The following is a 15,229-nucleotide window of genomic DNA, read 5'->3' on the forward strand; positions in this document are numbered from 1 at the left end:
TCTGAAAACCGCCTTATAAGTCTATTTCAAGGCGGTTTACGGGTCAAGCTTAAAAGGCGGATTCGAGATTTTTTCGGTCTTGATGGGATTGGGGGACGAGTGCTGCAGCCTGTGGATTTTAGCGGGGATCCCTTTCTTGACGTTAGTGGGGGCTTCAGGAATCTCTTGTTATGTTAAAGCTAAAGCGACAAAAAGCCCGCGGCGGCGGGCATTCAACATGGACGGTGTCACTGCTTGGGACAGCTTGAGTGGTGATGACCGCTTCCCCGCACCCCGCCCGGGATGAGCCGCTCAGACGTTTTTGGAGCCGACCCTTTTTAGGATGTAGGCCGTCAGGTAGAGGGCGAAGACGATGATGAGATAGATCATCAGGTAATAAAGAGCCCCCTCGATCTGTCCCATGACCTTGAAGTTAAGGGCGGTCGGGTTTCCTACCAGGGATTCGTACTTGTAATTGCAGCCGTAGAATTTCCGGGATATCCCCCCGACAAGGACCGCGGCTATGGCGAAGAGCTTGATAAGCGTGGAGAGACGCTTCGGGTTGACGGGGATGGATGTAAAGGAGAGAACCTCCTCGATGTTCCTTAAGAGTAAAAGCGTCAATATGACACCGACTGCGGTTGCGGCGACAAGCCCCAAAACGTAATATGTGAGGACGGTGTTCATTTAATGGCCCTTTTTGGGTCGATGGATAGGAGGTCTTTCATGCTTTTTGTCGGTATAAATATCTGATTTGCATACGTCATATGATATATTCCCAATATGAGTATCACTCCATCTCCTTGAAATCCGTAAAGAATGTCCTTTCCCTTTATCCTGTCGACAGATAAAAAATCATATCAAATCGCTGTCTATGTTGGAAAAGGACAAGCGACAACCTGACAAGACGATCAGCCCTTCCCCTTCTTTTCCCTTTATCCCCTTTCCTTTCTCCCTCCTTTCCTCCCTTCTTCCCGCCTCCTTTGTGGAGCATCCCCTTGATGCGCGTGTTTTAGAGGTCGCTTGAACCTTTCCCGGCAGGTCACTTCTTCTTGGCGCCGATTGCCCACCCGATGAGGAAGACGGAAAAGAGAATCAAGAAAACCCAGAGCAGCCTAAAGAGCATGGCCTCGAGCTGATCCACCACGGCCCAGACGAGGACGAGCTTATCTTCCTTGGCGCTTTCCGGATAGGTGTTGGACAAGGCCCCGGATACCGATGAAAGGATTATAACCGTATAGACTATCCTTGCCCAGAATTTTTGAACCTGTGATTCCGAAAAGAGGGTGCCGATGAAGGATTTTAAGCCGCCCCTGAAGATAAGACACAGGAGGATGCCGAAGAGTGCGGATAGTGCGGCTACTGTAAGGTAAATGTTGAAGATATTCATTTTATTTCTCCAAAGGATTCAAACAGAAATAGAATTACGAAGCTCAACGGATATTATTAAACATAGCCCCGAAATCGGAAAGCGCTCTCTCTAAATTAAAGTAATATCGCAACCGCATGGTGAGGTTACAAAGAAGATGAAACACCATTCAAGCAGTTAAAGGGATCAAAGGGAAAATCTAATCAATGAATATCTTTCTGCTCTCCGAAAAGTCTATCCCGAGGGCGGTCAGGATTTTCCTCTTTGTCTCCATGCGGCAGCTCTTCCCCTTCTCGATGCGGTCGATGGTAAGAACGCTGACGCCAGCCTGTCTGGCCAGTTCAGATTTGCTCAGAAGCATTTGTTCCCTTATCTCTGTCAACGTATTCTTAGCCATCAGTATAACCGATTCCTAATTGTGACTTTGCTTTGTATAAATGCATCTCTCGGAGCTTTACAAGATTTTTACTCCGCCTATTTGTTGTGGCTTCAAAATCTCCGAAGACAACGGCGAAAGACCTGATAACGTTTCCCAGCCGATGAATTAAAACCTAAACGGGCAAATTCCCATCTGCTTAAATTGTATAAATTACTCTGTTAAAACAGGCAATCACCCGTCGGCTTAAAGTTATTAATTCACCGTCAGTATTCCACAACGGGAGGGAGTTTCTTCGCCTGCTCGATCCAGTCGGCTACGCTCTTCTCCGAGGGGAGCCTCCTTACGAGGTTCTTCTTATCGTTGATCTCCTTGATCTGCTGATAGAGGTTATCCGCCCTTCTGTTTCTGAGCTCCTTGACCGTATCGACGCCGGCTTCTTCCAGGAGGTCGGAGTATTCCTCCGCCACACCCTTTATCCTCATCAGGTCAGCCAGATTTACCCACTCCAGGATCAGCTTGTGTCCGATGCCCGTTGAGTCTTCCAGCTCCTTTCTCCCCTTAGGGGTTTTGCCCCGTTCGAGGAGCTGGTTGGTGTTTGTAATTCCAACTTTGTTGAGTTTTCCCTTGTAAGCGTCTCCGATTCCCTCTATGTCTTTGATCGGGTATCCCATATTAAACTCCTTTAAGATTTTGAATAAAATATATTTCCATTAATCTGTCGATGAGGGTTCAAATCCTTAGTGCAACAGGTTGATTAGAGAATAATTAAAGATTTTTATAAAAGACGCTTTCTTGGCCTGCTGTTATATTTTTGAATGTGAAAGACCTTTTGCCTACTCCCTCCCGCCCTCTACCCCGTCCCGTTTTTAGCCCATTCCCCCATCCCCCCCACTCCCTCGATCCTTCAATTCATTGATGAAAAATCCTGCGATGTCCTATCGGCAAAAATCCTTTTTTTAGAAAGATACTTATCGGTGCGCTACAAAAAAGTATTTGTTTTTCTTATTTATTCTGTTTTCCGATATAGTGCTATTAGTTAGCATAAGAGAGTTATCAATTTAATTTAATTATTTATAAAAGTCAAGCAATTTTATAAAATTGTACGCTTTTTTTATAAATTCCCCTATTTTTTTCTCTCGGGGTGGATTTTAGCACTTTTTTGAGGGGGTATAAGCGATTTCTCGGTCGCGGTTATGTTGAACAAGGCCAATAAGGCACATACTACATATAACAGGTTGTTATGTAATACTAATTAACGACTGTGGTTCCGTCGCTCTTGATCTCTAAAGACATACCGTTTTTTACATAGTTTATAAAGTCGTCGCCAAGGCAATCAACGGTGACAATCCTTTTGTTCAGCCATATATCTGTCAGGATCACACCAGAGCAAGCTAAGGAGTCTATATTTTCAGAAAACAGGAAGGCCTTTGGTGAAAGGTTCAATTCCGAGGCGGTCATAATGACGAGACCGCCCATGGTGGATCCAATTGTTTTTGGCAAGCATATTATCTTATCGGTGAGATCCTTTTTATAAAGGTCAATGTTATTTTGGTCGGAGCATATTGCGCGCTTTGAGCGCTTGATCGCGCTTTTGATGTATGATGCGAGGGTGTTGAAACCCTCCCTCGTGACGATCGCTTCACCAGTCACGTTGCCTTGAAGTATTACTCTCCCCTTAAATTCCCTTTTCATCACCAAGACTCCTTTTATTTACCCTGTTATAATATCAAGCACGTCATCGTCATTGCAGAACCTTGCCGTCGTATAGGTGCGAAGCTTGTTCGAGTTTGTAATCGTGGGTTTTTTTGCTGAGAGGGGATTGCTCATAAACGCCACCGGGCATATCGAAGATAATACAATCCCGTTCCTCTTCAACAGTACTGAAGTGGATCTGTTCTCATCGAACTTCTTGACCACGGCGGGAGGCGCGTTAAGTATCGTCTGAATCTTAACCTTATTTCTCCCCTTTTTTTGTAATGTTCCTGATATGTTTTCAATCCACCAAGAGACCTGCTCAAACGACAGGTGGGGACAACCTATCAAACATCTTTTCGGCTGGCCATTTGGGTTTTTCCAAAGAACGGGATATGAGGCTACTATCCTCTCTATCTCGCAATCATCGACAGTATAGTTTCTAAAACCTTTGGAGATGAGTTTTCTCTTATCATCCTTCGCTTCCGGGGTTATATTTTCCACATGGAACAAACCCACCGCCCCGTTGGAAGCGGAGGCAGCACCCATATCCTTCATATAGTCCCTGATTTCAGTGGTGCTTCTATTCTTGAAATGAGTGTCAAGCCCGACAATATAGGGCACATCCTCCATTACCTTCATCCCTATCGCCGAGCCCAAAACCTGGGGATTGGGAAGTTCCGACGTCTTGAGCTCTACCAGCCAGGATGCCTTTCGTCCCTCATCGGTCAAGAAGCCGAAATAGGGGGCCTTGCCGATGATGTTCATTAGAACGTCTATTCCCACGGAATTCCTGTTGGTCCGAGCGCCGAGAACCGAATTGGCAAACACCACCGCCGAAGACTCCGACCACGCGAGGACCTCCCCCTTTTTCGGTATATTCCCGACCTCCGGGAGATAGCAGGCGCAAGAAAATGTGTCGCTGCTTATTATCCCCAGTATTTGGAGCTTCCTTTCAAGTTCGGGTTGGGAGCCATAGACGAATTTGGATAGGACCTTCTCCAAAAAGGAATAAGGTATCCTTTTAAAATCATACGTTCTTGGGTTAGTTGTAAAAGAAATTTTCGGTTTCAACCCAGCCTCGATTATCTCATCGAGTACTTTATAATATGGGGTTATGATTGATGCCCCAAACGACATGGCGAAGTGGGGTGTGCCGGCCACAGGGACGAGTCTATCGGCGCCGAACGCTTCCCCGTAGAGAATTACCGATCTCAGTATCTTTCCAAGTACCGTATTTTGGTCGTCCTTTAAGATTCTTTCCTCTTCCTGTGTAAGTTTACAAATACCCTTTTTCATAATCTATCCCCCGGATATTTATCTCAATAAAACTCAAATGCTCTGAAGCCCAAAAATTCTTTTTGCATTTTCATGGAGGAATAGAGACTTCACTTCTTTATCGAGCTTGAGAGAATCAAGGTCTTCAAGGCATCTTTCGGCCGTCAGCATGGGGTAATTTGTGCCGAATAGGACCTTCTTCTTGCCGTTTCGTTTCATATAGTCTAAAAGCTCTGCGGGGAATCTCTTTGAAATGTAAGCGGAAGTTTCAATAAAAACATTAGTATGTTTTGTGGCAACGGCTATCATCTCTTGCGTCCAAGGATACCCGATGTGTCCGCACACGATCTTCAATTCAGGAAAATCCAGAGCCGCTTCATCTATGTATGGAATAGGCCTTCCAGGCTCGGACGGGCACATGGGGCCTGTATGGCCGACCTGAAGACACACCGGAATACCCAGCTTAACGCACTCGGCAAAGATCGGATAGTAATACCTGTGAGTGGGCGGGAGGTTCCAGTACCATTGAACGATCCTGAGGCCGATAAATCCCAATTCTTTGGCGCAGCGATTGAGTTCTCTTATTCCCTCCATGGGCCTGGAGATATCGACGGAAGCTATTCCCCGGAATCGGTCGGGATGGTGATTGACAATTTCCTTCACCTCGTCGTTTGAAATGAGTGCTCCTTGCGGACCCCACCACGCACAGATGAGCCCTGTTTGAACACCGGCCCTGTCCATAGTCTCTAAAGTATATTCAACCGGTATCTCCTGCTCGAATTTTTCAATTCCCATCCAGCGACGAAGAGATTCAAACATCGGATGGTTAATAAACTTCATCGTGGGATGCTGCATCCATACGTCAATGATATTGGAATCACCGTTCATCGCAATACCTCAATAGTTAACTCTGTCGGCTATTTGCTGTTTTGTTTCATTTCAGCTTCGCAGCTTATTAGGTTGTCGAGGATTCTTCGGAGTTTATCCTCTAAGTCGTCCAACTCCTCTTCCGTAAAACCCCTGCATACAATGGCGGCTATCTCTTCGGAGACTTTGGCATAGGTATCCATTAGATTTTGGTCTTTCTCGGTAAGCTTGATGAGGACCTCGCGACGGTCGCTTTTTGAACGAATTCGCTTAATATGCCCAGCTATCTCCAGCCCGTCCAACATAGCCGTCAGCGTAGACTTGCTGAGGGAGGTTTCCTTGGCAAGCTGTTGGATGGGGATGTTGTCTTTGCGCCATAAAACGAAGAGTATCCTCCCCTGGGCGGGGGTGATATGGCCGATTTTGTGTTCTCTGAGGATATTCGTAAAAATCCTGCCCGCTGTCTGGTTTATCCTGGCGACAAGAAAGGCGCCCTCTCGTTTTAACTTCACCTTCTGATTTACCTTTCAATAACTGCTTTAACTAATTCTACAACAAAAGAACACATATGTTCTAAATCGTATTGTTCTATATAGAATTATATTATATAATACTATACTTTTTGGAATGTTTGTCAAGAAGAAAATGCACTATTTTTTTTGAAGTATTTTACCGTTGAAATGACATTCCGTCGGTTTCCGAAACAGTCAATTGCAGATAAGATATGATCCCTCTACGCCACTCTCAATCATTACTTAACCTTACTTTTCCCTTACCCCATCTTTTTCAGGAGCGAGCGCGCCGCTACGAGTATCGGGTCGATGGTGGGCGTAAACGGCGGGGCGTAGGCGAGGTCGAGGTCGACGATGTCGTCGATAGAGAGGTTTCCGAAAAGCGCCGCGGCAAGGATGTTTATCCGGTGGCCGGCGCCGTCCCTGCCGGCGATCTGGGCGCCGATGAGCCTTCGACTCTTTCTCTCGGCCACGAGGTGCACGCGAATCGGGGCTGATCCGGGATAGAGCCCGGGCCGTGATCTCCCCTCGATCGTCTCGCAGACGGCGTCGATCCCCTCCTTTTGGGCGGCTGAGAGGGTAAGCCCCGTGAATCCGACCTCGAGGTCGAACAGTTTGAAGTGGGCCGAGCCCAAAACTCCGGGATAAACTATATCTCCGCCGGCGGCGTTCTCCCCGGCGACCCAGCCCTGCTTGTTGGCGAGGTCACCGAGAGCGATGTTTACCCCTTTTCCCGTTATGAGGTGCTTCACCTCGACGCAGTCGCCCGCGGCGTAGATATTTTCGTCCGAAGTTCGCTGGCGCTCGTCGACCCATATCGCCCCGGTCTCGCCTATCTTTAGGCCCGCATCCACCGCCAGCGAAACATTGGGCAGAAAGCCGACCGAGACGAGGACCATATCCGCATCGAATCTTCCCTTGTCGGTCACTACGGATCTGACGTTTCCGTTTGAGACGTCAAGTGAGGAGATCTTGGCGTCGGTGACGAACTTCGTCCCCTTTTCGGAAAGCTCGTCCAAGACCATCTCCGCAATATCCTTTCCGAGCTGCCTCATCGGGAGGTCACGGCGGTGGACGATGGTGTTTTCTATCCCCAGCTCCCCGAAGGCCTCGGCCATCTCGAGGGAGATGAAGCCCGCCCCGATCGTCACAACCCTTTTGGGTCCTTTATCGTTGATATAATCCTTTATCCTCTTCCCGTCTAAGAGGGATTTGAGGGAAAATACATTCGGGGCGTCCTCGTTTTCTACCCCGAGTTTTCTGGAGCGGGAGCCGGTGGTGATGATCAGCTTGTCGTAGGGTTTTGTCAACTCCTCGTCCTTATCGAGATCACGAATAAGTATCTCCTTTTTATTCCTGTCGATATGCAGGACCTCGTGATTCGTGTGGATGTCGATGTCGTGATCTTTCTTGAAGACTTCGGGTGGCCTGACGACGTATTTGTCAATGACCCTTGACTTGGCTACATCTCCGATGTAGTAGGGCATAAGTCAGGCGGAATAGGAGATATATGGATCCTTTTCGTAGAGGTCTATCTTCAGGTTTCGATCCGTCCTGCGGGCGCGGCTGGCGGCGGCGGTTCCGGCCGCCACACCCCCGCAGATCAGAAGGCCGCTTTGGTTTTTCATGGTTAAAATCTCCCAAGCGTTTAATTTAATATTGGTTTGTTTTTTGGTTGAGTTTCATTATCGATGGGGAAGGTTGAAATGTCAAGACCTTAAAATCGGGAGGAAGGGGGAGGAGAGAGGGGAGGGCGGTTGGGTATAGCCTTTATTGTAGGAATGTCTTATTTGCTTTAGAGTCGGTCAGTCGTCTGTGTGGCGGCATCGCCTCACCGTATTTTCACGGCAGTTGGATAGTAGGGAGGGCGATGAAAACTCGAGGCCCCCAAAAACAGACATCCGAGATTTCACGGCTGATGGATCGTTTTACATATTTAACGACTTTTTCTCCCGGCTATCTTCAGCTTTATATCCTCGATGACAAGATACAGACATGGAATTATGACGAGGGTCAAAAGGACGCCGAACGCCAGTCCCCAGACGATGGAGACCGCCATCGGTGTCAGCATCGGCTCCCTCCCGCCGATACCGATCGCCATGGGGAACAGACCGCCGATGGTCGTCAAGGTGGTCAGCAGGATCGGCCTAAGGCGGATCTTTCCCGTCTCGATGACCGCGTCATAGAGGTCTGTTCCCTTCTCCCTCGCCCTGTTGATGAAATCGACCATGACTATGGCGTCGTTGACGACAATCCCTACCAGCGCAATGATTCCGATGCCCGCCATCAGGGAAAGCTCGATGTTCGAGATAAAGAGGCCGAACACCACCCCGATGAAGGAAAAGGGCACCGTAACCATTATGATAAGGGGCTGCACGTACGATCTGAAGAGGGCCGCCAGGATTATGTAGATGAGCAAGATTGCTATTAAGAGAGAGCGAAGGAGCGAGAGGATAGATTCCATCGTGTCTTCATATTCCCCGCCGTACTTGAAGGTATAACCCGGGTACTTGACACTTCTGGTGCCGAATTTCTTGATCAGCGCCTCGTTTATCTCCTTCGACGTGTTCTGACCCTCGACGAGATTGGCCGATACCGTGATGGTGCGCTCGCGGTCGTCATGGTAAATCCTCAACATCCCGTCGCCGTAGCTCACATCCGCAAAGGTCTTTATGGGGATCCTGTCACCGTTGCCGTTGGAGACGGAGAAGTTCATGAGATTGTTGAGATTTGCCATATACTCATTGTATTTTACGATGATGTCGATTTTGTCCGTGCCCCGCATTATCTTTCCCGCATCCCCCCCGGAAAAGGCGCTGCGTAACTCCGTGGAGACGTCGTTCACGTTGAGCCCCAAGGATCCCATCGTGTGTTCGTCGTAAATAAAGCGAATCTCCTCCTTCCCCCTCCTGTAATCGTCTTCGATATCCACCACTCCCTTCATCGTGGCCAATTCCTTTTTAAACTCCTCCGAAAGCTTCTGGAGGGTCTCGAACTCGTCTCCCTGGATGCTGACCTCAACGGCCGAGCCCCTCGGCGGCCCCCTCCTCTGGGACCTGTACGTAATGGACGTGGCCCCGGCGATGAGATCGCTCTCCTCCCTGAGCTCTTCGGTGATTGTTTCGGCCCCGATCTTTTTGTATCCGTGTTCGGTCAGCTCCACCCGGATACGCCCGCTATAGGAGCTGGAGGAACCGCCCACGGACGCCATGATAACAGAAATCTCGTCTTTCGGGCGCTCAAGGATGAGCTCCTCAACCTTTTTAATCACCCGGTCGGTCGCATCCAGATTGCTGTCCGTGGGAAGGTTTACAGAGACCCTGAATTCTTCGGCGATGGAGCTTCCCATAAAGACGAATTTCATGGTAAAGAGGCCGAAGAAGATGGTTACAATCGCAACCCCGACGAGACTCGAGAAAACCAGATAGCGCCGTCTCAATATCGAGGTAAGGAGGTTGCCGTAATAATTCCTGACTCGATTAAACCAGGCCCTCGCCTCTCTGTTGGCCTCGGATACGTTATCCTTGACGAAATCGTGGAGGTGTGAGGGAAGGATAAGAAACGCCTCCAAAAGCGAGGCCAGAAGCGTTACTATGACTACAAAGGGAATCGTCTTTAAAAATTTGCCCATGATCCCCGATATAAAAAGGAGCGGGATGAACGCCGCAATATTCGTGGCGATGGCCGCAATGATGGGCATAATGACCTCCTGCGTGCCCAAGACAACGGCCTCAGTGAGGTTGTACCCCATCTCGCGGTATCGAAAAAAGTTTTCAGCAACGACTATGGCGTCGTCGACAACTATACCCAGAACGAGGATCAGGGCGAACATGGAGAGGAGGTTTAGGGTGATCCCAGCGTAGCTCATTATGATAATCGTGAGAAGAAACGAGAAGGGGATTCCCATCGAGGCCCAGAAGGCCACCCGCGAGTCTAAAAATGCGTAGAGAATCAGGATCACCAGCATCATGCCGAGGGCGGCGTTGAGCAGAAGCGTCTTCAGCCTTCTTTCCACGTATATCGATTCATCGTCCGCCAGCGAGATATTTATTCCTTCATCGAGATGAGCCCGCTCGTTTTTAACGATCCCTTTGACCTCTTCGGCAATGTTGATAACGTCCCCGGAGCCGCTCTTCATGACGTCAAGCAAAATCGCCCGGCGCCCGTTGAACCTGACATAGGACTCCTCTTCCTCAAAGGTCTCGGCCACATTTGCCACATCCCCCACCCTTACAACGCCGTCCGCGTAAGAGGAGACGATGATGTTTTTAATATCTTTGGCCCCCTTTACCTCTCCGATGGACCTTATCATAAGCTCCTTCTCACCCGAATCAAATGTTCCGCTAGGGAGGTTGAGGTTGCGCTTCTTTATGGCGTTTATGATAGTGCTGAACTTGAGGTTCAGGGCGTCGAGTTTCCTGGGGTCAACTTCCACCCAGACCTCCCGATCGAGGTACCCATCCATATCAACATTGCTGACACCCTTAATCAATTCAATCTCGTCCTTCAATCGGTCGGCGGTGTTCCTGAGCTTCTCCTGATCGGCATCGCCCCAGATGCCTATCGTGATGACGTCGAACCTCGGCTCCCTCTTCGTCACGTTTGGATCCTCGGCGTCCTCGGGGAGGTCGGAGACCTTGTCGACCTCGCTCTTTATATCGTTCAGGAGCTGGTCGAGCTTTGTCCCCTCGATGCCCGCCTCCGCCTTAATGGTAATGGCGGAAGACCCCTCGTTGCTGGTGGAGGTGATCGTGTCGATCCCATCCACGTCGAAGATCTGCTCCTCGATAGGGACGGTGATGAGATTTTCAATCTCCTCCGGCGAGGCGCCCTTGTACGTTGTGTTTATGTTGATGTAGCCGAAATCGACGGAGGGAAAGACCTCCCTGTTGAGCTTGGTCGCAAAATATATCCCCATTATGAGAACCGCTACCGTTATCATATTGACAAGGACGGAATTTTTTACCGAGAATCGAGCTATAGACATTGCGTCGTGTTACTCCTTAAAAGTCACTCCTTAATAGTCTTCCGTAACGACAATCGAAGAATCCTCTTTAAGATTTTCCTTGCCGACAACAACCACCTTCTCCCCGACCTTTATGCCCGAGAGCGCCTCGGCGCTCTTCTCGTTCACTATCCCGAGGGTAAGGGGACGCTTTTTAGCCTTGTTGCCCTCGACCATGAAACAGTACGGCCCGTCTCTTCCCTGCCTCTCGTACATAAGGGCCTTGGCGGGGATGATCATCACCCCCTCTTTTTCCTCGGTGATTATGAAGATATCCCCGAACATTCCGGCTATGAGGGACGTAATGCCGTCCTTGAAGAGGAGCTCGACACGGGCGGTGCGGGTGGTCGTATCGAGAACCGGGCTTACCTGGCTTACCTCGCCGATGTAGGCCACGTCCGGGGTGGAGGGGACGACGAGCTCCGCCTTCATCCCGACCTTCATAAGAGGAAGCTCATTGTCCGGCACCTTGATCGTCACCGTAATTCCGCGGCCCCCCACGATCAAGGATATGGCGGTCGTCTCCGTTGCGAGCTCCCCCCTGTCGAGGTAGTTTCGGGCAACGATTCCGGATATGGGTGCCCTGACGGTTACCGGCATGTAATCGTCCCACCTCTCCTGGCGCTCGAGCGTTGCTATGACGCTCCCCCTACTGACGTAATCCCCCTCCTTGTAGTAGTATTTGATGATCTTTCCCGCCGCGACGCTGAAGACCTTGACCTCCTCCTCCGCGTGGATCTCTCCTGAATAGAAGAGGGCGCTCCTTATTTTGCCCAGTTCGACCTCCGCCAGCATTACGGGGACGGCCCTGTCAGAATCCATCCCCCTTCCCCTCTTGCCGGGCGACTTGGAGGCGAAAAAGGCTATTACCAGAACCACCATCAATAAAAGGACAAGGATGATCCCTATCCTGGCGTACTTTCTCTTCAATTTATCCAATATTTTTTTGATCAATCTAAAACTCCTCATCAGAAATCAAAATACTCTTGAAAAAAAATCAACGGCCCCCCCATCCTCATCCCCCTTTGATCTCGTTTCGGTGGACGGTCGTTCCTCTATAATATCTATCAGTTGGTCGTTCCCTCTCTCCCCAGAAGCTTCCTTATCTGAGAGAGCGACTTCTCGTGATTGAACAGGGCGGTCAGATAGTTCAGCTTCGCCTCGGTGACCGCCAGGCGCGCGTCTAAAAGCTCCAAAAGGGTGCCGACCCCGTTTTCGTAGCGGAGCTCCGCGGTCTTCAGGTTTTCCTCTGAGAGCCCTATGTTGTACTCCTGCAGCTTGATTATCTCCTTGGACTCGACAAGGTCGTAGTAGGCGCTCCTGATGCTGTACTCCATATCCCTCTTTGTGTCTTTAAGCTTGAGCTCGGCCACTTTATACTCCGCGTTCGCCTGTTTCTTCTTGGCCATCGAGAGGACGAGGTCGGTGATCGGTATCTCAACCACCACGCCCGCCGTGAACTCCCAGTCCGGCTCGTTGAAGCTTATCTTCTCCCATCCGGTCGCGGAGTGGTCGTAGTTGGCAAAGGCCTTTACCGCCGGGAAGAAATCCCCTATGGCGATATCAACGTTCCTGTCGGCGATCCGCTCGTTCAGCCCCGCGATGTTCCGCTCGGGGCTTTCGGTCTCGGCGGCGGTAAGAAGCAATTTCAGATCCGCCTCCCTCTCGTAATATTTGAGCTCCCCCTCTATCTCGATCGGCTTTCCCAGGTCGATGTCAAGGAGCTTCTTCAGGTCTTCGTAGGCGACGGTAAGGTCGTTCTTCGCCTCGATGAGGGAAGTGCGGGCGTTGATCGCCTCGACCTCTATGCGCATTACGTCATACTTCGGGACGAGGCCGTTTCTGTATTTGTCTTCCGTCTTTTCCAGGTTCCTCGTCAAGAGATCCAGCTCCTCCAAACGCATCTCGATCTTCTTTTTGGCCAGGAGAATCGCGTAAAAGGCGACCTTCGTATCGTAAACCGCCTCGTTTACGGCGATCCTGTACTGCTCTTCAGCGACTTGGAGTTGGAGGTGCGCGATGTTCAGCCCCCAGATGACCTTCCCTCCCGAAAAGAGGGTGAGGGAGGCGGTGATGCCGAAATCGTATTGATCGTCCGGCTCGTCCAGCGGGGTGGAAAGCCCGGAAGAGAGACCCGATGCGGAAGTGGTCTCCGGGATCAGGCCAGTGTAGGTGTATTTCGCCTCGGCGTTGACCGAAAGTATGCTCGACCATTTCTCGAAGACCACGCCCTTCGCCAGTTTTATCCCCTCCTTGGCCGTAAGGATATCGGATGACCTTTCCATGGCAATCTCTACGCAGTCGTCGAGGGTGTATTTGGATACCGGCCCTCCTTCCTGGGCGTAAAGGGGGGCGAAGAGAAAAAAGACGAGGATTAAAGGGGAGAAGAAATTTATAATAACGGTCTTCATTTAAGTGTCCTGAATTTGAACTTCTCGACAATCCTTGGTCGAGAAGAATTTGAAGTATTACACAAAAGGTATTTTTTTTCTAACAGTAGATCAAAAGCAAAAGCCATTTGACAAAAAATGTTTCAGTATGTTAAACCGCCGACCAAAAGAAAACCTTCGGAAAAACTTCAAAATCTGTTATCAACGACTATTATTTCGATCTTCTTTCTGTCAGCGGTAAGTAAAAATATCTTCCCCTTTAACAATTTTAACATGTAAAACCTTGTTCGTCACTTTAATATTACATACTTGTACATGCTTTTACATGTCTCGGCGGCTCAAATAATTATACTGCCATTCAAAATACATGATATAATAGGCGCGCCTCACATATCGATATATCGGCGGGCCAGATACAAAGCCCTTGACGGTGAGATATATTGCGGTGCTATATTTTTACTGTTGCTTCCCTTCGGATACTCAAAATTCGAGGGGGGCTTTTTATGGCTTGACGTACCCCCTCTTTTCCTGTTATCAAGGGGGTAAATTAAATCAATTTTCGTACGTATTTTTAAGGAGGTAATTGTGACCGGAGATAAAAAAGACCTCACTTTTTTTGAGGCCACGGCCATCGTTACGGGCTACGGCGTGGGCGCTGGGATAATGGCTGTGCCCTATCTTGCCTCTCTGAGCGGTCTCATCCCGCTCCTCGGGCTTCTTGTCATAGGGTACGGGATCAGTCTTCTGCTGCACCTTATGATAGTCGAGATGATGATGCGCGATGACGAGACGACGCAGCTGGTGGAGCTTTTAGGGAAGTACCTCTTCAGGGGGACCATAGGGAAGATATTCCTCTGGATATTCTTCGTGCTGATCGCCGTCGCCTTTGTCGGCACCCTGACCATATACATTGTCGGGGGCGGGGAGATATTGAATGAGATTATCGGCATCCCACTCTGGGTCGGGGAGATCATAGTCTATCTACTGGCGGCGGCGGTGGTCTTTTTCGGTCTGAAGGTCGTGGGGATAAGCGAGAAATACGCAATCCTTGCCATAACCTTGGTGGTGCTGTGCCTTACAATACTTTCGCTTCGACTTCCCACCTTCTCCCTCGATTTCGCAACCGTCGGCGGGGTAAAGGAGGGGCTGGCGCTCTTCGGAATGATAATGTTCAGCTTCTGGTCGTTCTTCTCCGTGCCCCAGGCGGTGGAGGGTCTTCAGTGGAACAAGAAGCTGGCGCCGAAGGCGGTTGTTTACGGGATCGGGATTACGTTTGTCTTTATAGTGTTTGTGTCGCTGATGGCGATGGGGGCGTCCAAGGAGGTGACCGTGATAGCGATACTCGGCTGGACCGAGGCGATCGGCCCAATGGTGAAAATCTTGGGATCCATCTTTATACTACTGGCAATGCTGACGAGTTTCTGGTCGGTTTCGCTGGCGCTTTCGGTGGTTCTCCAGGAGAGACTGGGGTGGGGCGAGAGGCTGGCGTGGGTAATTGCCACCGTTCCGTCCCTGATTTTGGCCTTTTCGGGGCTGACCGGCTTCCTCGGGTTTTTGCGCTTTACGGGCGGGGTCATCGCGATATTGGCGGCGATCCTCATGGTCCCGGCTTATCTCTCCACCAAGAAGCGCGGAGTGAACAAAAATCCGGAGTGGACGATGGGGGTCTTCGGGCACTGGATATTCCTCGCAATAGTGATAATAGGCTACATCTTGACAGCAGTGGGGAACTCCGTTTAAAATAATTCGACAATATCA

14 protein-coding genes are annotated in these 15,229 nt (G+C 49.8%); 1 reads left to right on the forward strand and 13 read right to left on the reverse strand.

Going from position 1 to position 15,229, the window contains the following annotated elements; genetic code table 11:
• Positions 1-291: 291 nt before the first annotated feature.
• The 13 genes from JW984_03890 to JW984_03950 all read right to left on the reverse strand — a co-directional run bounded on the left by JW984_03890 (position 292) and on the right by JW984_03950 (position 13,492).
• Complete coding sequence (locus tag JW984_03890; GenBank protein MBN1572319.1) at positions 292-666, reverse strand: hypothetical protein; 375 nt, start codon at positions 664-666, stop codon at positions 292-294.
• Between the two features lie 355 nt (positions 667-1,021).
• Positions 1,022-1,369 (reverse strand): hypothetical protein, encoded by a 348-nt coding sequence (locus tag JW984_03895; protein MBN1572320.1) that lies wholly within the window; start codon positions 1,367-1,369, stop codon positions 1,022-1,024.
• 178 nt (positions 1,370-1,547) lie between these two features.
• A complete protein-coding gene (locus JW984_03900; GenBank protein ID MBN1572321.1) occupies positions 1,548-1,745 on the reverse strand; it encodes a helix-turn-helix transcriptional regulator in 198 nt (65 codons plus the stop codon).
• Between the two features lie 245 nt (positions 1,746-1,990).
• A complete protein-coding gene (locus tag JW984_03905; protein MBN1572322.1) occupies positions 1,991-2,398 on the reverse strand; it encodes a DUF4332 domain-containing protein in 408 nt (135 codons plus the stop codon).
• 577 nt (positions 2,399-2,975) lie between these two features.
• The gene (locus tag JW984_03910) at positions 2,976-3,419 is read right to left on the reverse strand and encodes a DUF126 domain-containing protein (protein MBN1572323.1); all 444 of its coding nucleotides are present in this window, start codon (positions 3,417-3,419) and stop codon (positions 2,976-2,978) included.
• A gap of 18 nt (positions 3,420-3,437) precedes the next feature.
• Entirely contained in the window at positions 3,438-4,718 is a 1,281-nt protein-coding gene (locus JW984_03915) for a DUF521 domain-containing protein (GenBank protein ID MBN1572324.1), read from the reverse strand.
• A gap of 33 nt (positions 4,719-4,751) precedes the next feature.
• Positions 4,752-5,585 (reverse strand): amidohydrolase, encoded by an 834-nt coding sequence (locus JW984_03920; protein MBN1572325.1) that lies wholly within the window; start codon positions 5,583-5,585, stop codon positions 4,752-4,754.
• A gap of 29 nt (positions 5,586-5,614) precedes the next feature.
• Entirely contained in the window at positions 5,615-6,076 is a 462-nt protein-coding gene (locus tag JW984_03925) for a MarR family transcriptional regulator (protein ID MBN1572326.1), read from the reverse strand.
• Positions 6,077-6,336: 260 nt separating this feature from the next.
• The gene (locus JW984_03930; protein ID MBN1572327.1) at positions 6,337-7,563 is read right to left on the reverse strand and encodes an FAD-dependent oxidoreductase; all 1,227 of its coding nucleotides are present in this window, start codon (positions 7,561-7,563) and stop codon (positions 6,337-6,339) included.
• Positions 7,564-7,566: 3 nt separating this feature from the next.
• Entirely contained in the window at positions 7,567-7,704 is a 138-nt protein-coding gene (locus tag JW984_03935) for a hypothetical protein (GenBank protein ID MBN1572328.1), read from the reverse strand.
• 308 nt (positions 7,705-8,012) lie between these two features.
• Positions 8,013-11,063, reverse strand: coding sequence for an efflux RND transporter permease subunit (locus JW984_03940; GenBank protein MBN1572329.1), 3,051 nt, complete (start codon positions 11,061-11,063; stop codon positions 8,013-8,015).
• A 30-nt stretch (positions 11,064-11,093) separates the two neighbouring features.
• Positions 11,094-12,035, reverse strand: a complete 942-nt coding sequence (locus JW984_03945; protein MBN1572330.1) for an efflux RND transporter periplasmic adaptor subunit — start codon at positions 12,033-12,035, stop codon at positions 11,094-11,096.
• A gap of 113 nt (positions 12,036-12,148) precedes the next feature.
• Positions 12,149-13,492: a TolC family protein gene (locus tag JW984_03950; protein ID MBN1572331.1), complete on the reverse strand. Its 1,344-nt coding sequence runs from the start codon at positions 13,490-13,492 to the stop codon at positions 12,149-12,151.
• Positions 13,493-14,056: 564 nt separating this feature from the next.
• Here JW984_03950 and JW984_03955 point away from each other — a divergent pair.
• Positions 14,057-15,211 carry a hypothetical protein gene (locus JW984_03955; GenBank protein ID MBN1572332.1) on the forward strand — a complete coding sequence of 385 codons (1,155 nt, stop codon included), beginning with the start codon at positions 14,057-14,059 and terminating at the stop codon, positions 15,209-15,211.
• Positions 15,212-15,229: the final 18 nt, after the last annotated feature.

This window comes from Candidatus Zymogenus saltonus (assembly GCA_016929395.1).
Lineage (GTDB): Bacteria > Desulfobacterota > Zymogenia > Zymogenales > Zymogenaceae > Zymogenus > Zymogenus saltonus.

What these genes read in the sequence shown, in the direction of transcription:
- JW984_03905 (MBN1572322.1), bottom strand. Translation starts at nt 2,398, where the DNA reads ATGGGATACCCGATCAAAGACATAGAGGGAATCGGAGACGCTTACAAG.
- JW984_03950 (MBN1572331.1), bottom strand. Translation starts at nt 13,492, where the DNA reads ATGAAGACCGTTATTATAAATTTCTTCTCCCCTTTAATCCTCGTCTTT.
- JW984_03910 (MBN1572323.1), bottom strand. Translation starts at nt 3,419, where the DNA reads ATGAAAAGGGAATTTAAGGGGAGAGTAATACTTCAAGGCAACGTGACT.
- JW984_03940 (MBN1572329.1), bottom strand. Translation starts at nt 11,063, where the DNA reads ATGTCTATAGCTCGATTCTCGGTAAAAAATTCCGTCCTTGTCAATATG.
- JW984_03890 (MBN1572319.1), bottom strand. Translation starts at nt 666, where the DNA reads ATGAACACCGTCCTCACATATTACGTTTTGGGGCTTGTCGCCGCAACC.
- JW984_03920 (MBN1572325.1), bottom strand. Translation starts at nt 5,585, where the DNA reads ATGAACGGTGATTCCAATATCATTGACGTATGGATGCAGCATCCCACG.
- JW984_03895 (MBN1572320.1), bottom strand. Translation starts at nt 1,369, where the DNA reads ATGAATATCTTCAACATTTACCTTACAGTAGCCGCACTATCCGCACTC.
- JW984_03915 (MBN1572324.1), bottom strand. Translation starts at nt 4,718, where the DNA reads ATGAAAAAGGGTATTTGTAAACTTACACAGGAAGAGGAAAGAATCTTA.
- JW984_03930 (MBN1572327.1), bottom strand. Translation starts at nt 7,563, where the DNA reads ATGCCCTACTACATCGGAGATGTAGCCAAGTCAAGGGTCATTGACAAA.
- JW984_03900 (MBN1572321.1), bottom strand. Translation starts at nt 1,745, where the DNA reads ATGGCTAAGAATACGTTGACAGAGATAAGGGAACAAATGCTTCTGAGC.
- JW984_03935 (MBN1572328.1), bottom strand. Translation starts at nt 7,704, where the DNA reads ATGAAAAACCAAAGCGGCCTTCTGATCTGCGGGGGTGTGGCGGCCGGA.